Origin of the sequence: Streptomyces coffeae (assembly GCF_016741875.1) — a bacterium.
Lineage (GTDB): Bacteria > Actinomycetota > Actinomycetes > Streptomycetales > Streptomycetaceae > Streptomyces > Streptomyces coffeae.
The window spans coordinates 71178-94021 of the sequence record NZ_JAERRF010000033.1; the positions used below are offsets into that span (position 1 = coordinate 71178).

A 22844-nucleotide genomic window follows, 5' to 3' on the forward strand; every position below is an offset into this window, starting at 1 on the left:
TTCTCCTGTCCGAGAGGTCAGCCGAAGAGCCGGCGGAGGCTGTCATTGAGGAACACACCGTTGGGGTCGTACCTGCGGCGCACACTGACGAAGGCGTCGTACTCCGGGTAGATGCGGCGGACCCGGTCCGGCGTCAGGAAGTGGATCTTTCCCCAGTGGGGCCGGGCATCGAAGTCCTCCAGGAGGGCGTCCATGTCCCGCAGGTAGGGCCAGTAATCGGTGCCTGGGGCTCCGGAGACCGACAGGACGGTGGTGTCACGGCGGTAGAAGGGGGAGATGAAGCCCTCGTCGCCCTTCACCCAGCGCACCTCGAGCGGGTACCGCTGGTCGGTGTGCTGGTGGAGCAGGAGGTCGCGTACGGCCGTGACCGCGTCCTGGCCCTTCTCGGCGGGGACGTAGTACTCCATCTCATGGAAGGGGATCATGAATCCGCCGGCGTAGACGCGGTAGGCGCGGTCTCGGCGGGCGCCCTCGGCGGTGACGATCTGGTCGGGCTCCGAGAGCTGGATGGCCTGGTAGCGCTTGGTGTAGCAGCGGTCCACCATGGACGTGTCCGCCGGTGTGGGCAGCTCGTAGAGGGCGGCGGACTCGTTGTGCGGGCACCAGATGAACGAGTAGTGGCGGTGATTGGCGATGTTCTCCTGCCAGCCGGACACCGTCTCCTGCCAGCTCGGATAGGTGATCTGCTCGGCGAGGTGGTAGCGCGGCACGGCCTGTAGTTCGAGCTCGACGATGACACCGAGGGTGCCGATGGCCACCTGAGCGGCGTGCAGTTCGCGCAGGTTGTCCTCGCCGATCTCGACGATCTCGCCATGACCGGTGACGAGTCTGACCCAGCGCACGGTGGAGGAGAGGCTTCCCAGCCGGATGCCCGAGCCGTGGGTACCGGTGGCGACGGCGCCGGCGATCGCCTGCTTGTCGATGTCTCCCTGGTTGGCGAGCGACAGACCCTTGTCCCACAGGACGTCGCCCAGATCGGTGAGACGGGTTCCGCCGAGCATGCGGACTCGGTGGGTTTCGGTGTCCACACCGGTGACCCCGGTGAGCGCTTCGGTGTCGATGAGGACACCGCCGGTCTGCACGATCGGTGTGAAGGAGTGGCCCGCGCCGGCGGCCCGCACGGGCAGGCCCTCCCGGATCGCGAAGCGCACGACGTCGAGGACTTCTTGTTCGTTGCGCGGCCGGACGGTGAAGGCGGGCGAACACGACTGGTTGCCGCCCCAGTTGGTCCATCGTTTCTCGGTGGCGAACGGAATCGGCGGGGTGGCGTAACGCGAGGTGGGCACGGTGACCTCCACGGGATCTGAGGGCGGGCGGGCCGAGCGGCGGTCAGCGGCCGCGGTGGTGCATGAGATGCTTGGTGCGGGAGTAGTCGTCCAGCGCGTAGACGGACAAGTCACGGCCGTAGCCGGAGGCCTTGAAACCGGCCCAGGGCACCTCGCTGGCCAGGACGAGATGGCTGTTGACCCAGACGGTGCCGAAATCGAGCCGACCGGGAATCGTCAGGGCGCGGCGGGCGTCATCGGTCCATATGGAGGCCGACAGACCGTAGGGGGTCTCGTTGGCGCGGAGGACGGCTTCGTCCTCGTCGCGGAAGGTCTCGACCGTGACGACTGGGCCGAAGATCTCCTCCCGGGTGCATTCGGCGCCCGCGGGGACGTGGGCAAGGACGGTGGGGGGCACGAAATAGCCGCGTCCGTCGTCGGGTGCGCCGCCCAGCGCAGCGACAACGCCCTCGGTGCGGGCATTGTCGAGATAGCGGCTGACGCGCTCGAAGTGGGTCCGGGAGACCAGGGGGCCGATCTCGATGTCATCACCGGCGGCGGGGTCGCCGATGACCAGGGTGCCGGCCTCGTGGACCAGGCGCTCGGTGAACTCGGCGGCCACGGACGCGTGGACCAGCACACGGCAGGCGGCGCCGCATTCCTGGCCGGAGTTCCAGAACCCGGCCGTGCGCAGGGCGGCTGCCGCAGCGGCGAGGTCGGCGTCCGGGAAGACAAGCACCGGAGCCTTGCCCCCGAGCTCGAGATGTACCCGCTTGAGGGAGGTGGCCGCGGTGCGGGCGATCGACCGGCCCGCGCCGACGCTTCCGGTCAGAGCCACCATGTCGATGCGTGGATGATCCGCCAGCCGCTGGCCGACCACGGGTCCGTCGCCGGTGACGATGTTCAGCACGCCGCTCGGCACCAGGTCGGCGCAGAGCTCGGCCAGTCTCAGTGTCGTGAGCGGGGTCTGCTCGGACGGCTTGAGTACGCAGGTGTTGCCGGCCGCGAGAATCGGGGCGATCTTCCACACGGCCATGAGCAGGGGATAGTTCCATGGCGTGATCACTCCGACCACGCCGAGCGGCTCTCGCAGCATCACGGACAGGTGCTGGTCGACGTATTCACCGGCCGGAGCCTGGGTCAGCGCCCGTGCCGCGCCCGCCATGAAGCGGAAGGTGTCGACAGCCTGCGCGACGTCATCACGGGAGACGAGCAGCGGCTTGCCGGTGTTGGCCGACTCCAGCCGGGCGAGCGGTTCGGCGTGCTCCTCGATCCGGTCCGCGATCCGGTGCAAGATCTCCGACCGTTGCTTGGGGGTCTTGGCCCGCCAGGAGCACTTCGCGGCCGTGGCCGCCGTGACGGCATGGTCGACGTCCTCGGCCGTTCCCTCCACCACCCTCGCGAAGGGTTCTCCGTCGCTGGGATTGATGACGTTCATGGCACGGTCGGAGCTGCCGGGGTGGAACCTCCCGTCGATGAAGTGCCCGAACGGGGGCAGTTCGCCGGGTTCGGTCATGGCGGGATCGTCACTGCGGCGGATGGTTCGACGGACGGGTGGCGCTGATTGGGGCATGTCATTTACTCCGAGCTGTCGCTGCTGGGGGAGCCGCCCATGGGGGCGGAAAGCGGTCGTTGACCGCCGGACAAGCGGCGGCGCGGTTGGCTCCGCAGGGGGAAAACATTTATTAGTTGCTTTTAAAGAGTTTGGCTAGGGGTGGCGCTACCGTCAAGGCCCTGCCATGCACCAAGGCCCTGCTGTGCACGGATGAGATCCCGGCGCCGGTGACCGCACCGCCCCAGCGGGTACGAACCCCTCAGCCCCAGGCCCCGTCGCCTAACCTTGAGGAGTGACACAAGGGACCGAAGACGCGGGCACGGTCACTGCCGGATACATCGGCCTCCTCGCGCCCAGCGAGCCGGACGGCAGGGCGCTGGCGGAGCAGGTGACGCACCAGCTGGAGACCGCGATCACGATCGGCCTGCTCAACGACGGCGAACGGCTGCCTTCGGAGGCGGATCTGGCGACCCAGCTCGGGGTGTCCACCATCACGCTGCGCCAAGCCCTGGCTTCTTTGCGCTCCCGAGGTCTCATCGCGACCCGTCGTGGCCGGGGCGGCGGCAGCATCGTGTGCGGCACCGTGGCCGTACCCGTCGACGAGGCCCGGCGGCGACTGCGCGACAAGAGCACCGAAGAGCTGCGCGACCTGGGCGACTTCTGCTCAGCGGTGGCCACCGCGTCGGCCCGGCTCGCCGCACTGCGGGCCGACGACGAGGATGTGCAGCGGCTGCGCGGCCTGTGCGAGGAGTTCCGCCTGGCCGACAGCGTCGACGCGCTGCGCCGCAATGACAGCCGCTTCCACATCGGCCTCGGGGTGGCCGCCCAGTCGCGGCGCCTGGTCGCCTCCACCGTGCAGATCCAGGGGGAGTTGACCCCGCTCCTGTGGGTGCCGCCCGGACATGAACCGCGGGCCGTGACGGCGGCGCGGGAGCACGCGGAGATCGTCGATGCCATCGCCGCGGGGGATGTCGCCCGCGCGCAGGACCTGGCCATCACGCACTGCGAGCGCGACACCGAGACAGTGATCGACGGGCATTTGGAACTGCTTCTTTCGGCGCCGAAGCCGACCTGACTTGCTGCCTGTGCTGTTCCGAAATGCGTCGTGCCCGGCGCGCGGCAGGCGTACTCCCCGGCACTGAAGGTCTTTCCCAGTGCCGTGAAGGAGCCTTGCAGGATGTAGACCTCCTCCCAGAAGTCGTGCTTCTGCACGCCCAGAGGGGTGGAGTCGGCACCCGGCTTGTAGCGCAGGATGCGGGTGGCGATTCCGGTCACCGGGTCCTTGGCGAGGATCCGCGCCGTGATCTTCGGGTCCTCTGTGAGCGGAGCTGAATCGTCCCGAGACGCCCGTGTGGCACGCCTGCCTCAGGCCCGGCACGTGGGACAGTGCCGCCAAGTCCGCTCGCGCGCGGGGTGCCAACCCCGACCTGCTCACCGCCGGATCACGGACGGGTCGGAGCCGCCGGTCAGCCGGTGGGCGGGGACTTCTTCGTCCAGAGCAGCGCACGGTGCTGTCTTGCTGTGGGGCACCCCCCCGTCGCTGGTGTGCACGAGGCCCCTCACTGCCCAGGCTTACGCAGACGGCTAGGATTTTCCTACTGGCCACATCATGGGGGAGCGCATGGAGCCGCTGCGGCAGGACGACCCGGTACAACTCGGCGTCTATCGCACTGTCGGCCGGATCGATGCGGCAGACAGCGAGTTTCTGGCACCGGCACGGCGCTTTATCGCGCGCACGCCGGGCGGCGACCACACGGTCCTCCTGACTCTGCCCCGGTCAGAGTTCGCCCCGGACAGCACGTGCGGACGGCGGTTCGCGGCAGAGGCCGAGACGGCCCGGCGCCTTTGGAGCCACAGCCCCGCCTTGGAGCAGATCGTAGAGATCTCCGGGGGCGGGGATGGCCAACTACCGTGGTACGTCTCGCCTTACGTGCCCGCGCTGCCGCTGTCCGGAGCACTGGCCGCGCACGGTACGGGCCTTGACGAGCGTACGGTGCGTGCGCTCGGCCTGGCGCTGGCCGAGGCCCTCGCCGCGCTGCACGAGCAGAGCTTTGCGTACGCCGGTGTGACGCCCGGCACCGTGCTGATGGCCTGGGACAGACCGAGGTTGATCGGGTTCGGATGCGTACGGACGCTTGCCCCAGAGGGAGAGGAGCGTGCGGCCGTGCCCGGTCTGCCGCCGGAAGTGCTTCCGCCGGAGCAGCGTGCCGGTGGACGGCCGCGTCCACCCGGCGATGTGTTCGGGCTCGGTGCCGTGTTGTCGTACGCGGCGACCGGGTGCCTGCAACCGGATACGTCGCAACTGCCCGAGGAACTACGCGATTTGGTCGGCTGCTGTCTGGCTGCCGACCCGGTGGACCGGCCGCGCGCCGCGGTCGTACGGGATGAGTTGCGCGCCGGTTTCGCCGGACCGGTCCCGCCGGTTCCTCACCCGTCCGTGCCGGTTTCGGCACCGGCCACGGTGCTGGACGGCGGCGCTGAGGCTCTCGGGCCCGGCTGGCTGCCGGGACGGTTGATCGCCGCGCTGGCCCGGCAGTCCGCTGGGGCGCTGGGCGCGCTGGGCCCTTCGGGACCTGCGGGGCCGAAGGGCGCGGTGAGCGCGGCCGGAGCGGCGCAGGCAGCTGATGCCGTCAGCGTGAGGAGCGAGGGCGGAGCGTCGTGGGCGCCTGGCACAGTCCCCCCAGCGCCCAGTGCCCTCCCGGGCCCCGGGGCGCCGGCCTTGCGCCTGGAAGCCTCCCCGGGGCCGTAACCGCCGTTCCCCCTGTCACCACCGCCTCTACACCGTGGACTTGGCCAGATGCTTTCTTCGCCCGCACGCCTGGGCTTTCCGCTCGCCTACGACGATCCGTACATGCTCGGCCCGTACCGCCTGATCGTGAGGATCGGTGGCGGCGGCATGGGCAATGTCTATCTGGCCCGGGACGGGGCCGGTCGTACCGTGGCGGTCAAGAGCATGCACGCGCGGCTTGCCACGGACCCCGAATTCCGCACGCGCTTCCGGCTGGAGACGGACGCGGCGCGTGTCATCGGGGGACGGCACGGGGCCGAGGTCGTGGACGCCGATCCGCTCGCGCCGACGCCGTGGCTGGCCACCGAGTATCTGCTCGGCCCGCCGCTGGACGAGGCCGTCGAGCGGTGCGGGCCGCTGCCCGAGCAGTCCGCACGGGCAGTGGGTGCCGCTCTGTGCGAGGCGCTGGGGCAGTTGCACAGCTCGGACGTCGTCCACCGTGACCTCAAGCCGTCCAATGTCCTGCTCACGGTCGAAGGCCCCAAGGTCGTCGACTTCGGCATCGCGCGCGCGATCGGTGACGATCGGCTGACGCGCGTGGGCGCCACGGCCGGAACGCCCGCCTACATGTCACCCGAGCAGGCGACGGGCGGCGAGCACGGCCCGGCCGGCGATGTGTTCGCTCTCGCGGGGGTGCTGGTCTTCGCGCTGACGGGGCACGGGCCGTTCGGCGGCGGGCAGGCGGCCGACCTGCTCTACCGGGTGCGGTACGGGCAGCCGGACCTCACCGCCGTACCGGAGGCTCTGCGGCCGGTGCTGGAGCGGTGCCTGCTCAAGGATCCGGGCCACCGCCCGGGTACGGCGGAGCTGCATGCCCAGCTGGGTGACGACGGCGAGTTCGTCGACCGTCTGCCGGACCGGGTCCTGGCCCAGATCGCGTGGCGCGCCAGCACCGTATGGCAGATCGTGCCGCAGCGTGAGTCTCCGCCGCCGGACGCGGTCGCGGATCACCGCGGTGCGGGCTCTGCCGCGGCCGTGGGCTCGCCGTGGCCGCGGTACGGGCCGAAGCGCTCGTCACGGCGCAGGGTGCTGGCGATGGCGGGCGGTTCCGCGCTGGGTGTCGCGGCGGCCGTGGCCGGGGGCGCCTGGGCCTGGTCCAGGGTCGGCGGAGAGCCGGGCCCCGTCGCCACGCCGTCGCGCGGGCCGGGCGGGGCACCGAAGGCTGTGTGGAAGGCGGCGACCCTGAGCCTCAACGAAAAGTACGAGCTGCCGCCCATCGCGGTGGGTGGCCTGATCCTGAGCATGGACCGGACGGGTCTGGTGGCCTTCGATGCCAAGGGCGGCGCGCGGCGCTGGGGCAACGCGAAGATCCATGCGAAGCAGATCAGCACCGACGGGCAGCGGATCTACGCGATCCTCCCGGAGCCCGGTGAGCTGTGGGGGAAAGGCAACGGGAAAGGCAAGGGAAAGGGGAAGGACGGGGGCAGGGGCAGGGGGCTGGCTGTCTGCGCACTCGATGCCGGGTCGGGCCGCGTGCAGAAGACTTTCGGTACGCTCCCCGACTTCGATGGCAAGGACATCAGCGGCGGATACGATGACCCCCAACCCACCGCCCAGCCGCTCCGCACCGTCGGGAACGTGCTCTATCTCGCGGCGCGGACACGCAAGACCAATGCCGCGTTCCAGGATGAGGCAACCAAGGGCTGGAACGTCGTGGCGTTCGATCTGCGAGCGGGCAGGGAGCTGTGGCGCAAGCCCCTCACGGACTACCGGTTCGGGAGCAGGTACTTCCAAGTCAGTGGCTATTCGGCGACGTGCAGCGGAAGTCGGCTGCTGCTGACCCGTGTCCACGACAGCGAAAGCGCCGACGAGCGTGCTGGCTTGGTGACCCTTGCCAGGGGCGCCCGGACGGGGGATGAGCTGTGGGAAGGCGCGCGGGTCGCGTTGGGCGTGCACAACGATTCCGGTTCCCCGCTGGTGTCCATGCCCACCGACAGCAAGCGCCTCTACTTCAGTTCCCGGCAGGTGGTCGCACACCGTCTCTCCGACGGGAGGAGGCTGTGGGCCTACTCCGGCTCCCGCGGTGCCCAGGAGGGCGAGGACTTCAACGGCGTCCCGCGGGCCCTGTTCGGGCCCCCGGCTCTGCGTGAGGGTGTGGTGTACGCGATGGAGAGCGAGCGCGGCCTCATCGCGTTGGACGCCTTGAGCGGGCGGCTGTTGTGGCGGCAGAAGGGGCGGCCCGAACGTGGCCGCCGCCCCTCCATGGGCTGCGTGCCGCTGATCGGTGAGAAGTACGTCTACGTCGTGCTGACCGAGGAGAGGGGCCGTACGCACCTTGATGCGGTCAGCCGCACCACGCATCGCTCGGAGTGGACCTTCACACTGAGCAGCCCTGAAGGCGCCGGCACACGCTTTGTCCTGGACGAGGACTCGGGCCGGATCGTCGGCTCGACCCTTGAGGGCACCTACGCCATCCCTCTGGAGTGATCCCATCAGGAGCAGACCGGCATACGTCAAAGACCACTCGGCGCCGAGAGCAGGAGAAGCAGCAGATGAAGCCCCTTGGCCACGGTGATCCCCTCCGCAGCGGCCCCTACCGCCTTATCGGGGTGCTCGGGGAAGGCGGTATGGGGAAGGTCTACCTCGGACGCGACAGCTCCGGCCGCACGGCCGCCGTCAAGGTGCTGCGGGCCGAACTCGCCCGCGATCCACAGATGTTGCAACGCTTTCTGCGGGAGGCGGAGACCGCCCAGGCCGTAAGGAGCAAGGGCGTGGCGCGGGTCGTGACCGTGCAGACCGAGGGCGGACGGCCTTTCATCGCCACCGAGTTCCTGGCCGGGCCGACGCTCGACACGGTGGTGCAGCGCTACGGCCCGCTCCAGGAACCGTATGTACGGGCGCTGGGTGCGGCGCTCGCCCGGACGCTGGGCGACATCCACGCGGCGGGGCTGGTGCACCGCGACCTCAAGCCGTCCAACATCGTGCTGACGTCGGCAGGACCGCGCGTGATCGACTTCGGTATCGCACGGCCCGAGCACGGGCTGACCCTGACCGCTACCGGAGAGATACCCGTCACCCCGGGATACGGGGCGCCCGAGCAGGCGCTCGGTCAGCGCACGGGCCCGCCTGGCGATGTCTTTGCACTTGGCGCGGTGCTGGTCCACGCGTCGACCGGGGCACCGGCTTACCAGGGACAGCATGTTGCCGCCGTGCAGTACGAGGTGGTGCACGGGGAGCCGCGGCTGGCCGCGGTCCCTTCCGGGCTGCGGCAGCTCATTGAGCCATGCCTGGCAAAGGACGCCGCGTTGCGTCCCCTCCCCGCGCAGATCGTCGCGGCCATGGCTCCCCCGCGCGGCGCGGGCAAGCTGTGGAAGCAGCACCCGGTGGCCGCGGAGATAGACCAGTTGGAGGAGTGGGCGCGTCGGTTGGCGGCCTTCCCCGACCTTGATACCCGTTCGAGTACGCCGGTGACCGACGGCCCGTCCCGGAGACGCTTCATCACCGGACTGACCGCGGGCGGCGCCGTACTGGCGGCGGGCGGAGGCGGTGCCTGGTGGATGCTGCGCGACGACGCGGCCCCGCCGCGCGAGCACCCCTGGGACGCGGACCCACTCGGCGACGACGACTACGAAAAGGGAAAGGCACCCGACCCGCTCTGGGGCCCCAAGAAGACCCCGGCGGACGGCAGCAGGATGCTCACGATCCGGGACCTGGTCATCCTGGAGGCCGAGGCGCCGGACCTGTTCGCCTACGAGGTCACCACCGGGAAGCGGAAGTGGACCGCGAAGAATGTCTGGGAGGCGTTCTACTCGCCCTCGCTCGACCTCATCCTGGCCACCAGCTCAGACGTCCTCTACGGCATCTCACCCAGGACCGGGCACAAGCTATGGGAGTACGAGGTGGGCATCGTGAGCTCCATGGCGGTGCACGAGGACGTCTACTACTTCGACGACCTCTCCAGCAATTGGTCAACGGGGGACCCCGGCAACGTTGTGGCCCTCCGCCTCACGAAGCGCGGCGCGAGGATGCTGTGGCGCAAGCGCATCCCGTTCGACTTCGACGCCGATGACATCGAAGCCGCCGCGGGTGGAGACCGCCTGGTGCTGACGGCGGGAGAGTACGGAGCCGTCGCCTTGGACGCGGCGGACGGTCGCACGGTATGGAAGGTGCCCAGAAAGTCGGGCAACGCGCGGGCGCCGTACATCACCGGACAGACGGTCTATCTCGGCGGTCAGTCGCTGCGCTCCTTCCGGCTCGGCGACGGCGACCGCAAGTGGTCCACGCCTGCCTCGACCAACAGTGGCCTGTCCGTGGGAGCGGTCGACGGCGATCGCCTCTATCTGGTCGCCAACAACGAACTGCGATGCCACAGTGCCAGGGACGGCTCCGAGAAGTGGGTGCAGGAGCTGGAGAACCCCGTCCACGGAAAGCCCGTGGTCTCGGGCAATACCGTCTGGGTCTCGTCCACCCAACGCTTTGAAGGCATCAAGGCTTTTCGCAAGGACACCGGGGAACCGCTGTGGACGCGCCACGAGAAGGGAAAAGACAAAAAGGGTGGCTGGTCGATGGCAGGGGCGGGCAACCGCGTGTTCACGCTGCGGGACCAGAACCTGACCGCGATGCCGGTCGTCTGAGCGAGGCACCGTCTGCTTCGAGAAGCAACAGGTAGCACCCTGTCCCCCTGCACCTGCTGCGCCGGGCAACGAGACCCCGGCGCAGCAGGTCCCGCGCACAGGGGACTGTGGGAAAGGAGTTGGGCAGTGGCGGTCTCCACGAGTTCGTTGACGTCGTCTCCGTGAGTGAGTCGGCGAGGCATCCCATCTTTCCTTCTACGACGGCGTGCGTGTCTGTCGTAAGGTAGATCGTGGCCGGTGTACGGGGCACGGCCAACACCGTCTCAGGCAGCAGGCCACGGTCGCCGGTCTACCTCCGCTGGCAAGGAGAGCACGCTTTGATGTCCTCCTTCGTCATGAACCTTCCCGGCTGTAAGGTCTCAGTTTTTGCCTCACAGTCTCAGAGTCGGCTGAGTGTCAGTGACCTTGTGCAGCAGGAGCGCGAGGAGCCCTCGGGGACGAGGGCCACATGAGTGAGCAACCGATGCCGACAGCCGCATCAGTGGGTCAGCTGCGAATGCTGGCCGCCGACGTCGCCTGCGAGTGGCCTCAGACCGGCCCAGCGCAGTTCATCCAGGCTGCCTTGGACGCACTCCTCGCCGGTGTCGACTCTCCATCTCTTCGGATCTTGGCAGGCCTCGGCCGCAACGAACACAACGAGGCCCGTGAGCTATTCGATAGCTCGCTGGACGAGGTCGGACTCCTTCCGCTCACACCTGAGAACCTTGCGGCAGCACGCTGGACTATGGCGCGCCGGTGGGCCGATCGAATCGTTGAGGGGAGCCTTGACCCGGTTTGCGGTGCCAACCTGATCTGGCAGCAGGTGGCATGCGAACTCGATCAGCCCACCGGGCTCCAGACATTCGTCCGCGTCGCACAAGAGCTGGTCGACGATGCCGGCGAGACGCTGCCCCCTCGCCAAGAGCAGCTGGATGCCATCGTCACCGCGGCCCGTCAGCTTCTCGACCGTCCTGACCCATATTCCGGCGGAACAGGGACCAAGACCCGTGCCTGCCATCATCGCGACATGACCCCAACCCTTCCCCGTACCGTCCGAGCCGTCGACACCGACCAACTCCTCGCCCTTCAACAGGAGGCCGCAGGACGCGGCTTCAGCCGGCGGCTCCCGGTCGACTGGCTCCGAGAACACCTTGCCGCACAGGCGACGCACTACCTGTTCCCTACACTCGTGCACCGCCTCAGGCACCGCCCCGAAGTGTCGCCACAGTGTAGGTGTCAGCTACTGCTGACCGTCAGCACCGGCGAACAGATCCGCGGTCTGCTCGACATCCTTCCCGACACCTTTGGCAAGATCCCGGAGACCCTGGACGCGGCGTCCAAGAAGGACATCGTCAGCCGCATGGAGCACACCGTGACCCAGCGCGAGTGGGCGAAGCAGATGGCTGCTGATGCCGGTACTGAAGAAATGCCACGGAACTGAGACACGGGCACGCTGCCGTGGGCGGGTGTTGGACACCGCGGCTGGCAGAACCATGTCCGTGCCGGAGGATGCCCAGCGTTTCCCAGGGCCGGTCGGGCTCGGTCGAATGTGTCTCGTCAGCGCCTGTCACCGCCATGCGCGTCGACCGGTCGGCAGTTGCCTGGTGCGGTGGGCACGAGGAGGGCGCCAGGGGTGACTTCCGACGTCGGCCATGGATATCGGCTGGGAGCCGGGAGCGTCGAACCCCGGCGCGGGATGCGCGCCGGGGTTCTTGTCGAATCCGAACGTGCGGCTGTTGACCTTGATGGTTTTGGGCGCCGATACGGTGATCTTGCACCGCCCGTCGTAGTAGGGGCCGTTTCCAGCGGCAGACACCACCGGCCGGGGAGCCCTGCCCCCTTGCTGTCAGCCCTCTGGTTCCGCTCCAGAGACCGACTCGTGCATCCACCGCCGGGCTGCTGCGAGGTCCGGGGCCGTGCCGACGGGCGTATACGAGAACCCGTCCCGTTCCTCCAGGACCCGCGGTTGGCCGGGGAGGACGTGGCTGCCGCCACCGTGGAGAGGGCGGTGACGGCGATGCTGGTGCACAGGCGGGCGGCGCCGCTTGTGGTACGGCGCGAGCGGATCATCGGGGGTCCAGGCGCGGCTTGCGCGGGAGGGCTGGTTCGGCGGTCCGGGACGGGAGTGCTGGCCCATGGCCCGATGGTCTCAGACCGCCAACGGCCCGAAAGCGGCTACGGCCACGCGGCGTGCACGCGTCAGCCCCGGGAGCGGGGAGGCTTCCGGGGCTGACCGGGGGAGCTCGAGGGCCGCCAGCGGGTCAGGCGAAAGGGCCGACGAGCTCTTCCCAGTGGTCGGCCGCCCGGGCTGATGGGGATGCCCGAAATTCCCCAGGGTCTGCTCGATTCCCCACTTGGTTGAGCGGTGAACGATGAGGCTGGGGCCGCGCCCCGGGACCGCCTTGGCTCAGCCCAGCGCGTCCATCAGGGCGGTGACATAGGCATCCAGCCGCTCCTCCACGGCTCGCGTCGTCAGCTCTGTCCTCCCTGCCTCCCGCCATGGCTGCGACACCAACTGCACTTCCTCCGAGAACGCCAGCCCGTCCCGCACCCGCCAGTACAGCCGCTCGCTCGCGGCCGCGGCCAGCACCCCGCCGGCCTCCTCATACGCCTCAGCGAACCGCAGACCCCACGCCGCAGCAGCGCGAGATTGGTGGAGCAGTGCGCCACATCGAGATCCGCCGGGCCCCAGGAGGTAGCCGCCCAGTCGACAACGCCGGTGATCCGAGCACCTGCCGGCCCTGGGGGCGACACGTCGAACAGCACGTTGCCGGGTTGGAAGTCCCGGTGCAGGAATCGCCCTTCATAGGGCGGCGCGGGCTTGCGGATCACGTCGATCGCCGCGGCCCATGCCGCCGCGTCGGCGCCCTTCGGAGTCACGACGGTGTCGGCGGTCGTCCACGCCACATACTCCCGGGGCCGCTCGGCGGGTCGCAACGCGTGGATCGCCACGAGTTGACGGGCCAGCAGAGGGACGCGCGTCTCCAATCCCTCATCGTCGAGGACCGTCCGGCCCGCCAAATGTGTCATCAGGAGCGACGGATACTCGCAATGCGCGGCGGTCGGATCAACCGCGACCAGTCCAGGAGCTGGCACGCCGGTCCCCGTGAGCAGGGTCAGGGCGCCAGCCTCCCGGTTCAGGCAGTCCTCGGCGTGCTCCACGTTGACGAAGGTCCGCAGCACCAGGTCACGGGTGCCTCCGTCCCGCGTGCCGATGGTCAGCCTCCGCATATCGGCAGTGATGCCGCCGTGCAACGCCTCGGTGCTGACGATCCGTTCGCCGGCCTTCAGGTGCCGGCTCACCCAAGCCAGTGTCAACGGTCGGACAGCCGCCGCCTCATCGTGGTTGGTCACCGTGCCACCTCATCATCCGGACGGCGGCGCGCGCGAAAGTTTTATTGGAGGCGATGGCCGTGCTGCTCAGTCAGAAACTCCACCGGCACGAGGCACCCGCTCCGACATGCGCGAACCTGGAGAGATCATCTGAAAGGGGCGGCTCATTTTTGTAAATGTCGATCATGGACACGGTGCCGTCCTGACAGCCGGTCACAAGATGACAAATGGCTCCCGTTCGATCCGTCCTACCGGCTCCCACTCGACCCCGTAAGGAATCGCCCCTCCCTTGCGGCGCCCGTCCGCAAGTCAGCGTGCAGGTGGTGGGGAAGTTGGGCGAGCAGGTCTGTCCGCACCCATAGCGAGGGGTGGGGAATGTCAAAGAGCCCTATCAGAGCGCCGGCGACGAGGTCGCCGCGCGGTGGCGGCGCGATCCAGAGCAGGCGGTCGCCCTGGTGCGCGCGGGTCCAGCTGCTGATGGAGGCCGAGGGCGCGATGTCGACCGCGGAGGGCGTCGCTCGCCGGATCGACGACGGCGGCCCGGACGAGTCGACGCTCGCCGACTCGCCGTACGTCCGGTACTGCGTGCAGGACTCCCTCTCCCGGGTGGTCCCGCGCGCGGTCGAACTGCTCGGCGACCTCGACTCCATGGCCTCCGATGAGGTCGGCTACCTCGCCACCTGCGCCAACGGGCTGGACCTGCATCCGCCGGTACGGCACCGGATGACCGGTCCGCTGGCGGCGTACCTTGTCGACGGGCTGCTCACCATCGCCTGAGCCCAGGCGTCCTCGCCCCGGATCACGACCCGCCATCCTGCACCGCGCCCGCGGGGAGTCCGTGAATGCCGCCCGAACCCACCGCCGCGTCCCCTTTTCCGTCCACGAGGTGAACGCCCCACCCTGCTGCTCACCGGGGCCTCGGGAGTGCTCGGCCAGGCTCTGATCGACAAGCTGTGCGACGACTCCGGATCCCCTTTCCGTATAACAAATATGACAATCATGCAGCAGGTGAACCGTGGACCAATCTCGGCAACACAACTGCCCCCGCGTCACAAGCGCGATCCAGACCCGTCACCCGGCGTAAACGCACTCAACGGGACCGGATCCGGCCATTACGTCGCTGTCGCACATTCTTCCGACCACTATTCTCTGGGCGCTCGGGAACCATCGCGGATCCCGACGCCAGGGGTTCTGCTGGTGACGGCGAGACTTCAGCGGATAAGATGTCGCGCGCTGCTCGCGATAGCGGTCGGTGAGATCGGCGGTGGGGGCGAGGGTACCGTGATTGAGCTGCAAAAAGACACGATCCGGGGCGGTCCTGCTGAAGGCCCTGAACACGCGTTCGCTTTTCTCGGCCCACGGCACTTACGGCTCGCCCGCAATACCCTCAAACGATCACCACAAAGCGGTCCACGCAACAGCGGTGGACCCTTTTCTTTTTCCGTGTCGTTCACGGCCGGGCGTCCGCGTCTGAGGCCACGAAGTGGACGTGCGGCGACAAGCGGGGGCTTTGTTTTCACCACAAGAGAAGTGTGGAGTGTGATGCCATGAACCGAGTCGGCAGGGACTCACGCCGGTCGGCCCGCGGACTTGCGGGGCCGCTGGCGCGCATAGGGTTATCTGTTCTCTTGCTGGCGGGCGGCGCCGTGGGAACGACGGCTGGACCGGCCGCCGCTTCGACCGCCGATGGCACGCTGACGGTTGAGGTGCTGCGCGACTTCTTCGGCACCGGCGTGATCAACGCGACGATGGACGTGCCGCAGCGGGGCATGAAGGTGGAGATCTCCGACCCCGCTGGGCACGTTGTCACCGGCGTCACGGATGCCACCGGAAAGGTCGTGGTGGCGCGGTCGACGGTGCTGAGCGGCGGCCAATACCGCGTCGACGTCAGCATCCCGGCACCGTACAGTGACTATCTGCGGGCGGCGCCGGCGTCGACGGCGGAGAACCACTTCAACAGCTTCACGTCGTTCGTGGATGTGTCGGACGGAAAGAACGCCTCGGTGGTGACGGGGGTGTGGGATCCGGCCGACTACACGCTGCCGGACTCGCGGTACTTCGTGCCGATCCACAACGGCGCCAACGGGACGGACAACCGGGCGTTGGTGGCGTTCGGTACGAAGACCCGGGGCACGTGTCCCACCGATGTGGCGTGCCCGACCACGCTGGCCACGCAGGCCCAGGTGGGCACGACGTTCGGGTTGGCGTACGACAAGTACCGGACCCAGCTGTTCCAGAGCGCGTTCGCCCGCCGGTACGCCCCCTACGGGCCGAAGGGCGCCGGCGCGATCTACACGGTGCCGGTCAACGGCTCAGGTGCGCCACAGCTGTTCGCGCGGGTGCCGGACGCCGCGGTGACACAGCACGACACCGCCAACATGATCAAGGATCCCGGGTTCACCGACGCGCCGGGCAAGGAGAGCATCGGTGGCCTGGCCCTGTCGGAGGACGGCTCCACCCTGTACGCGGTGAACCTGCGGACCCGCAGCCTGGTGAGCTTCGACGCGACAGGAGCCACCGCCTCGGAGCCCGAGGCGACGGTCCCGATCCCGGACCCGGGGTGCGCGAGCCCCGACGACTGGCGGCCGTTCGGTCTCCAGGTCCACAACAACACGCTGTACGTGGGCGGCGTGTGCAGCGCGGAGAGCACGCAGCGGCGCGCGGACCTGAAAGCCTTCGTCTCCACCTACGACGGCAAGCGGTTCACCACGGTGCTGAGCCACCCGCTCACGGACGAACGCGGCAGCGTCTTCGGTTCCGGCGACAAGGCCACCCACTGGAACCCGTGGAACACCAGCCTGGACACGTGGGACGACCGGAAGTCGGGCAACGTCTTCATCGATCCGCAGCCGGAGCTGGCCTCCCTCGCCTTCGCCCGCGACGGCTCGATGATCCTGGGTTTCCGCGACCGGTTCATGGACGTGCTCAGTTGGGGAGGGCTGGACCCCCGACCGGGGAACGACACGGCGGAAAACGGCATGTCCGGTGGTGACATCACCATGGTCTGCGCCACTCCCACCGGTGAATACCAGTGGGAAGGCACCGGGAGCTGCCCCAACCACGCCACCCCCGCCAACGATGGCGGCCAGGCCGCCGATGTCGTCGAATACTTCCCGGGCGACTTCTTTCGCGGCGCGCACCAGGAGACCGCGCTGGGGTCGGTGGCCTATATCCCGCAGCAGCAGTGGGTCGTCAGCACGGAGTTCGACCCGGTCGTCGACGTCGCGACCTCAGGGACCGGGTACCACGACATCACGACCGGTCAGGGCCCGGGCAACGACCCGAGCGCCAACGGGTTCCAGTTCGTCAGCCGGGAACAAGGCGGGTTCGGCAAGGCCGGCGGGCTCGGTGACATCGCGTACGCGGCGGCGAACGCGCCGATCCAGATCGGCAACGTCGTGTGGTTCGACGGCGACCACAACGGGATCCAGGACCCGGGGCACGTGCTGCTGCCGGGGGCGACGATCAACCTGCTGGACGCGGACGGCAAACAGGTCGCCACGACCAGGACCAATGCCGCCGGCGAGTACTACTTCGGTGGTGTCGGCGCCGAGTACGAGCTCACGCCGGGTGCGAAATACACGGTGCAGTTCGACGTGTGCACCGCGGACACCGGCAAGGTGCCCGACCAGCCCCCGGCGAGCGAGCTGCGGTTCACGCTCCCGCGAGCCGGTGCCAACCGTGCGCATGACTCCAATGTGACCCCGCCGACCACAGGGCAATTGTGCAACGGCTCCGCGCCTGTCACGGCGCCGGACAAGCCGGGCGGCGTCGATCACACGATCGACGCCGGGGTGTACATCCCGAAGGCAACGCCGACCCCGACTCCGACCCCTACTCCGACTCCGACCGATACCGCGAACCCGACCCCATCCCCGACCGATACCGCGACCCCGACCCCGACCTCACCACCGACCCCGGCCCCGACCTCACCACCGGTCCCGGCCTCGCCGCCGTCAGGCGCGCCGCCTGCCAACCCGGGCCCGGCCGGCGGGAGCAGGGGTTCGCTGGCGAACACCGGTATGTCCGGGTTGCCACAGGTGATCGCCCTCGTCGGTCTGCTGGTGGGTGCGGGTCTGGCCATCGCGTTCGTGAGCCGGAAGCGTCGCGCCCAGAAACACTGAACGAAGCGAACAACAGTGATCTGCCTGCCCGCGATCCGTATGGCGCGGTCAGGCAGATCACGTCTCGGCCGGTCCACGAGGGCCGGCCTTCAAGTCGTCTGTCACCGGACTGCCGAGTGTCGCCGCGACCGCACGGCGGCCAAGCGGTGTGGTGATTGAGAGGGTGAATCAGCGTGCCAGCGTCGAGTCGCGTGCGGAGCGTGAGAAGCCGACAAGCTCGACCAGCCCGTGCGGCTGACCGGCGCCGATGGCTGCGGCCACGCTGGGTGGCAGCCGTCATCGGCGTAGCGGCCGTCGCGGCGGCCGCGTTCCTGGCTGTCGGCGGCGGCTCCGGCCCCAACGGTCCGCGCGCACTGACGTCGGATGAGGTGAACCGGCTGGCGATGACGCGGTTCCGTAACTACCAGGCGCACGGCCGCGCGGTGACGATCACCGTGCCGGGCACCGCCGGTCGACTGATCGTCACCGGGTCCGTCGACTACCAACGCAAGATCGGTTATGGCGTGGTGCACGGCACCGGGCGCGACACATCCAGCGACGGGCTGATCGAGTGGACGGCCCGCTCGGTGTTCGTCCACCCGATGGCGAACGCCCCGGCGCACGCACCCGCGTCGCCGCCCCGCTCGGGCTGGTACGGCCGTCCGCTGCAGTCGTCCGGCAGCTCGCTGGACAGTTCGCTGTCCATCGCACTCGGTCTCGGCAGCGACCGGCCGGACAACGCCCAACTGCTGCCGCAGAACGGCGCCGCCTGGCTGGGACGAGACCAGGTGGACGGGCATCGGGTGGACGTCATGACCGGGCCGTCCTCCCGCGACCGCTCCGGTACGGCGGGCAGCGTGCGCTACTGGGTCGGCTCGGACGGCACCATGTACCGGGTTCGCGTCAGCGTGGGTTCCGAGTCGCAGCCGGTGGTCATCGATTTCGATACCCAGAAGTACATTCCGGTCAAGCCGGTACCCGGAGTCACCCCGACCCAGTAGCCGCTGTTCAGGACGCCCGCACCCGCGCGTCCGCGGCGAGCAGGGACGCCGGTGGCAGCGGGATGTCTGCCGTGTCCGGCGGGGCCGGAACGGCCGGGACAGCGGTGGCGCCCGTAGTGGTGGCGTGGGGGAACTGCGGCTGTCGACCGGGCGCCGCGACCTCGGTGAACGGGATGCCACCGGGTGCCGTCGGCGTCGCCCACCTGCCGGCCGGTGAGGGCGACTTGGCCGGGAGCGGGCAGGGCGCGGTTGTCGCGAGCCGGGCGGGCACCGTGGTGCGCAGATCGTTGCCGCGCAGGCAGTTGCCCCTTCCCCGCGTGGCGGTGGGGAACGTCCAGCCGACGTCGACGCCGTTGCGGGTGAACGTGTTGTCCACGATCTGGTTGCCGACCGACGGTATGTCGGCGGTTGCGGTGATCACCAGCCCGGCGTTGCTGTTGTCGGCGATGCGGTTGCGGACGAACTGGTTGTCGCTGCCGCCGTCGATGCCGATGCCAGTGCCCCACCCGCCGTCGGCCTGCTGCGGGGTGGCCCGCTGCTGGTTGGCGGCGATCAGATTGCCCGCGATGACGGCGCCCCGCTGCGGGAGCAGCTTCTCCTGGTGGTCGGAGTTGGTGGTCAGGCCGACCCGGTTGCCGACAAGACGGTTGCGGACCACGTACATGTCGCCGCCGGCGTTGGTGCCTTCGTAACCGACCGCGTTGAGTTCGGCGATGTTGTCCCGCACCACGATGTGACACGGCTTGCACTGGCCGACATAGATCCCCGAGTCGGCCCCGCCCGACGCGTACGAGTGCTCGATGACACCGTTCTGCGCGGAGAACGCGTAGATGCCGTACAGACCGTTGCGGGTCGCGGTCACATACGAGACCAGGAAGGACTTCAGGAAGGTGACGGGCTCATCGCCGGTGTCGTAGCCGCCGCTCTGCCCCGGCAGCCCGGCGGCCGCCGCCGCCGAACCGGTGACCAGCACCCCGTTCTGCGTGTTGTTCTCCACGGTCAGGTTCTCCACGGCCACCCCGGGCGCGGCGACGACGACACCGTTCGGCTGCCGCAACCGCCCGTCGATGACGACCTTGTGCCGGGATGCGCCGCGAAGAGTGATGCGAGCCGTATTGATCTTCACCGACTCGTGGTACACGCCCGGAGCGACCAGCACCAGATCACCGGGCCGCGCCAAGGACACCGCATCCGAGATGGTCGGGGCATCGGCAGGCACTCGGATCGTCACATGCGCACCGGTCGGCCGTCGGCCTTTGCCCGATCCGCCATCGCCGCCGCCGCAGCCGACCACAAGTGTCAGCGTGACCAGTACCGCCGCCACCACGCGAAGAGCTAATCGAGGCATGATCCCAGTCTGGCAGAACGCCCAATTCCGCGCCAGAATCAGCGAGATTGACCGGCGTGCACGATTCGGATGTGGCACCCTGCACACCATGCATCGAGCCGATCACCCCCCGTCGCGCCGCGCGTTCCTCGATGCCACCGGCACCATGGTGGCCGCCGGCCTGGCCGCCGGGTGCACATCCGACTCCGCCCAGCCAGGCCGACACGCCCCTACCGCCGCGGCCACGCCGACGCCGGTTGTGGCGACGGGTCGGCATCAGGCAGGCATCACGCTCCCCCAGCCGGCCCAGCGCAACCTGCTGGCAGTGGTGGCCGACCTCGATGCCACCGTGGCTCCCGGCCCGTTACTGGCCGAACTGGGCCAAGCCATCCGCACACTCGTCGCGGGGAACGACCCGCGGCTGCTGGGCCTGCCGCCGGGCGACCTCACCGTGACCGTCGGCGTGGGCCCCCGACTGGTGCGCGCGGCCGGTGCCTCGCTGCCCGGCGCAACCGACCTCCCGCGATTCTCCCGCGAGCGGATCGCCCCGCGGGCACGCGGCGGTGACCTGCTGATGCAGATCTGCGCCAGCGACGCGCTGCTCCTGCCGGTCGTCGCCGCCGCGCTTGTGGACCAGGCCGGTGACCGCATCCACGAACGCTGGCGTCAGTCCGCACGCCGCGGTACGAACGTGCCCGTCGGCAACGGCCTCACCGCGCCACGAAACCCGCTCGGTTTCATCGACGGCATCGTGGGCCCGCACACGACCGCCGAACAACGACGCGACCTGTGGCTGGCCGGGCCTCCTGCGGTCGCCGGTGGCACCCTTGCCGTATTGCGGCGCATGGAACTCGACCTGCCGCGGTTCGCCGCCCTGTCCGTAGCCGAGCAGGAGGCGGTCTTCGGGCGGCGCCGGGCCAGCGGCGTCCCCCTCTCCGGCGGCCCCGTCGCCTCGGGCCCGGAACTCGGCGCCAAGACACCGGACGGACGCTATCTCGTCCCCGCGGACGCCCACGTGCGCAGGGCGAACCCCTCCGTGGTCGGCGCCGGCCTCATGCTCCGCCGCTCCTACAGCACCGACGAGCCCGCCCCCGGCCTGCTCTTCATCAGCTTTCAGAACGACCTGCGGACCTTCACCGCCACCCTCACCCACATGGACACCTCCGACGCACTGCTGCGATTCACCACCACAACCGCCAGCGCGACCTTCCTGATCCTCCCCGGCTTCGACCGGCAACACCCACTCGGTTCCCGGCTGTTCGGCTGATCACGCCGTGCCCGCCGCCTCGGCCTGATCAGACGGCTGACGTGACCGCGTATGACCGCGACCACCGGCACCCTCCGGATCACCGAGCTGACCGCCGAACATGCTCAAGACGTGCTGGCGATCTATCAGCTCGGCATCGACGAAGGCAACACCACCCTTCGCGACCACCGCACCCACCTGAGAAGCGTTCGACGCAGCCAAACTCCCCGACCACCGACACATCGCGCTCGACACCGACGGGCGCATCCTCGGCTGGATTGCCGCCACGAAGGTCTCCGACCGCTGCGCGTACGCGGGCGTGGTGGAGCACTCCGTCTACGTTCATCCCGCAGCCCGTCGGCGAGGAGTCGGGGCCACCCTCCTCAACGCACTGATCACCTGCACCGAAGCGGCAGGGATCTGGACCATCCGGTCCGGCATCTTCCCCGAGAACACCGCCAGCCTCCACCTCCACCAACAGGCAGGATTCCGCATCATCGGTACCCGCGAACGCATCGGTCGCCACCATGGCGCCTGGCGCGACGTCGTCCCCATCGAACGCCGCAGCCCAACCATCACCTGACCAAGGCCGAAGTCGCCTCCCTGCGCCCGCCAAGTACAACGCTCAGGCCCCGCCAACTAAAGCGCTTACTCGCCAACTACGGCGCTCAGCCACAACGGCTCGGCTCTGGCCGTCACTCATCCGCATCCACGAATCGAAGTCTGGTTCGAATACCCGGACGGGCGTCGACCAGGAGCACACCCCCGCGCGCCGCCCTACCGTCGGACCATGGGGGCCATCTGGAGCGGCACAGTGAGCTTCGGCCTCGTAGCCACGGCCCTGCCAGCTGCACACCGCCACCGAAGAACACGGCCCCGGGCTCCACACCGTCCACGCGGCCTGCGGAGGACGCATCCGACACCGACGCGTCTGCGAGCTCGAGAACATTGAGGTGCAGCAGAACCAGATCGCCCGCGCCGCACCCGACGGACGACAGGTCATCCTCCGCGACACCGACCTCGAAGCCCTCCCACTCGCCACCAAGCATGTGATCGAAGTCTTGGGGTTCGTCAGCGTCAACGAGGTCGACCCGATCCTCCACTCGAAGCCCTACTGGATCAGCGCATCCGGCGCTGGTGCCCAACGCCCATACGCGCTCTTCGTCGAAGCGCTGTCCCGCACCGGTCGACTCGCGATCTGCAAAGTCGCGATCAGGAGCAGGGAGAGGTTGGCGACCATCCGGCCGCGGCACGGCATGCTGCTCCTCCAGACCCTGCTGTGGCCGGAGGAGGTACGCGCCCCCGGCGATAGTTGGGCGCAGGGGTTGGCGTCCGGCCTCAGCCCACGGCGAGACGTCCGAGGCCAACACGATCCGACCGACCATCCGCCGCGAAGGCGTCGCGGGCGTCGGCCTTGGCCCCTCCGGGACAGAGGGCGGCGATCCGCCGCAACGTCAGACCCGGCAGATAGGCAAACTGGCAGCCGGTGTCGCGCGCGACGGCCAGCGGCAGGGCGCCGATGGAGGCCCGCTGATCGACTACGACGAGCACGATGCCGTGCTTGGCCTGCAGCTTTGTGAACACGTCGCGCAGTTTCGTTTCATTGTTGGGCAATTGCTGGTCGAATGCCTTCTTGCCGGCCGGAGTAACAGCGGCGGCGTGATGTTCGCCCT

The 22844-nt window shown here is 69.1% G+C and carries 13 protein-coding genes and 4 pseudogenes; 11 read left to right on the forward strand and 6 right to left on the reverse strand.

Going from position 1 to position 22844, the window contains the following annotated elements; translation table 11 throughout:
• Positions 1 to 17: 17 nt before the first annotated feature.
• Both JK363_RS35440 and JK363_RS35445 read right to left on the reverse strand, forming a co-directional pair.
• Positions 18 to 1286: a D-arabinono-1,4-lactone oxidase gene (locus tag JK363_RS35440; RefSeq protein WP_201881707.1), complete on the reverse strand. Its 1269-nt coding sequence runs from the start codon at positions 1284 to 1286 to the stop codon at positions 18 to 20.
• Between the two features lie 43 nt (positions 1287 to 1329).
• Positions 1330 to 2781, reverse strand: a complete 1452-nt coding sequence (locus JK363_RS35445) for an aldehyde dehydrogenase family protein (RefSeq protein WP_236076355.1) — start codon at positions 2779 to 2781, stop codon at positions 1330 to 1332.
• A 331-nt stretch (positions 2782 to 3112) separates the two neighbouring features.
• Here JK363_RS35445 and JK363_RS35450 point away from each other — a divergent pair, with 331 nt between their 5' ends.
• The 5 genes from JK363_RS35450 (at position 3113) to JK363_RS35475 (ending at position 11602) form a co-directional block, all read left to right on the forward strand.
• Positions 3113 to 3895: a FadR/GntR family transcriptional regulator gene (locus JK363_RS35450; RefSeq protein WP_201881710.1), complete on the forward strand. Its 783-nt coding sequence runs from the start codon at positions 3113 to 3115 to the stop codon at positions 3893 to 3895.
• Positions 3896 to 4441: 546 nt separating this feature from the next.
• Entirely contained in the window at positions 4442 to 5569 is a 1128-nt protein-coding gene (locus tag JK363_RS35460) for a serine/threonine-protein kinase (protein WP_201881711.1), read from the forward strand.
• A 48-nt stretch (positions 5570 to 5617) separates the two neighbouring features.
• Complete coding sequence (locus tag JK363_RS35465) at positions 5618 to 8035, forward strand: serine/threonine-protein kinase (protein WP_201881714.1); 2418 nt, start codon at positions 5618 to 5620, stop codon at positions 8033 to 8035.
• A 65-nt stretch (positions 8036 to 8100) separates the two neighbouring features.
• A complete protein-coding gene (locus JK363_RS35470; RefSeq protein WP_201881716.1) occupies positions 8101 to 10182 on the forward strand; it encodes a serine/threonine-protein kinase in 2082 nt (693 codons plus the stop codon).
• 1006 nt (positions 10183 to 11188) lie between these two features.
• Positions 11189 to 11602, forward strand: coding sequence for a hypothetical protein (locus tag JK363_RS35475; RefSeq protein WP_201881734.1), 414 nt, complete (start codon positions 11189 to 11191; stop codon positions 11600 to 11602).
• Positions 11603 to 12007: 405 nt separating this feature from the next.
• On the opposite strand, the gene JK363_RS43190 is transcribed toward JK363_RS35475, so the two are convergent.
• Positions 12008 to 12298, reverse strand: coding sequence for a DUF6087 family protein (locus tag JK363_RS43190; protein WP_236076356.1), 291 nt, complete (start codon positions 12296 to 12298; stop codon positions 12008 to 12010).
• Positions 12299 to 12568: 270 nt separating this feature from the next.
• Positions 12569 to 13515: pseudogene (locus JK363_RS35480) on the reverse strand (phosphotransferase family protein).
• Positions 13516 to 13869: 354 nt separating this feature from the next.
• Between JK363_RS35480 and JK363_RS35485 the strand changes: the two are divergent.
• The 3 genes from JK363_RS35485 to JK363_RS35495 all read left to right on the forward strand — a co-directional run bounded on the left by JK363_RS35485 (position 13870) and on the right by JK363_RS35495 (position 18598).
• A complete protein-coding gene (locus JK363_RS35485) occupies positions 13870 to 14271 on the forward strand; it encodes a hypothetical protein (protein WP_307821999.1) in 402 nt (133 codons plus the stop codon).
• Between the two features lie 869 nt (positions 14272 to 15140).
• Positions 15141 to 17618, forward strand: coding sequence for an SdrD B-like domain-containing protein (locus JK363_RS35490; RefSeq protein ID WP_201881718.1), 2478 nt, complete (start codon positions 15141 to 15143; stop codon positions 17616 to 17618).
• A gap of 266 nt (positions 17619 to 17884) precedes the next feature.
• Positions 17885 to 18598, forward strand: a complete 714-nt coding sequence (locus JK363_RS35495; protein ID WP_201881720.1) for a hypothetical protein — start codon at positions 17885 to 17887, stop codon at positions 18596 to 18598.
• A 7-nt stretch (positions 18599 to 18605) separates the two neighbouring features.
• On the opposite strand, the gene JK363_RS35500 is transcribed toward JK363_RS35495, so the two are convergent.
• Entirely contained in the window at positions 18606 to 19946 is a 1341-nt protein-coding gene (locus JK363_RS35500) for a right-handed parallel beta-helix repeat-containing protein (RefSeq protein ID WP_215911583.1), read from the reverse strand.
• Between the two features lie 88 nt (positions 19947 to 20034).
• Between JK363_RS35500 and JK363_RS35505 the strand changes: the two genes are divergently transcribed.
• The 3 genes and pseudogenes from JK363_RS35505 to ku all read left to right on the forward strand — a co-directional run.
• A complete protein-coding gene (locus tag JK363_RS35505; RefSeq protein ID WP_201881722.1) occupies positions 20035 to 21192 on the forward strand; it encodes a Dyp-type peroxidase in 1158 nt (385 codons plus the stop codon).
• 51 nt (positions 21193 to 21243) lie between these two features.
• Positions 21244 to 21754, forward strand: a pseudogene (locus JK363_RS35510) (GNAT family N-acetyltransferase).
• A gap of 265 nt (positions 21755 to 22019) precedes the next feature.
• Positions 22020 to 22469 (forward strand): annotated as a pseudogene (gene ku / locus JK363_RS44840) (non-homologous end joining protein Ku); the annotation flags it as partial.
• A gap of 97 nt (positions 22470 to 22566) precedes the next feature.
• On the opposite strand, the pseudogene JK363_RS35520 reads toward ku, so the two are convergent.
• Positions 22567 to 22844, reverse strand: a pseudogene (locus JK363_RS35520) (IS110 family transposase); the annotation flags it as partial.

Bases quoted from the DNA above. Each gene is read 5' to 3' on its own strand.
- JK363_RS35460 (WP_201881711.1), top strand. From the start codon at position 4,442: ATGGAGCCGCTGCGGCAGGACGACCCGGTACAACTCGGCGTCTATCGC.
- JK363_RS35500 (WP_215911583.1), bottom strand. From the start codon at position 19,946: ATGCCTCGATTAGCTCTTCGCGTGGTGGCGGCGGTACTGGTCACGCTG.
- JK363_RS35475 (WP_201881734.1), top strand. From the start codon at position 11,189: ATGACCCCAACCCTTCCCCGTACCGTCCGAGCCGTCGACACCGACCAA.
- JK363_RS35465 (WP_201881714.1), top strand. From the start codon at position 5,618: ATGCTTTCTTCGCCCGCACGCCTGGGCTTTCCGCTCGCCTACGACGAT.
- JK363_RS35470 (WP_201881716.1), top strand. From the start codon at position 8,101: ATGAAGCCCCTTGGCCACGGTGATCCCCTCCGCAGCGGCCCCTACCGC.
- JK363_RS35445 (WP_236076355.1), bottom strand. From the start codon at position 2,781: ATGACCGAACCCGGCGAACTGCCCCCGTTCGGGCACTTCATCGACGGG.
- JK363_RS35505 (WP_201881722.1), top strand. From the start codon at position 20,035: ATGCATCGAGCCGATCACCCCCCGTCGCGCCGCGCGTTCCTCGATGCC.
- JK363_RS35485 (WP_307821999.1), top strand. From the start codon at position 13,870: ATGTCAAAGAGCCCTATCAGAGCGCCGGCGACGAGGTCGCCGCGCGGT.
- JK363_RS43190 (WP_236076356.1), bottom strand. From the start codon at position 12,298: ATGGGCCAGCACTCCCGTCCCGGACCGCCGAACCAGCCCTCCCGCGCA.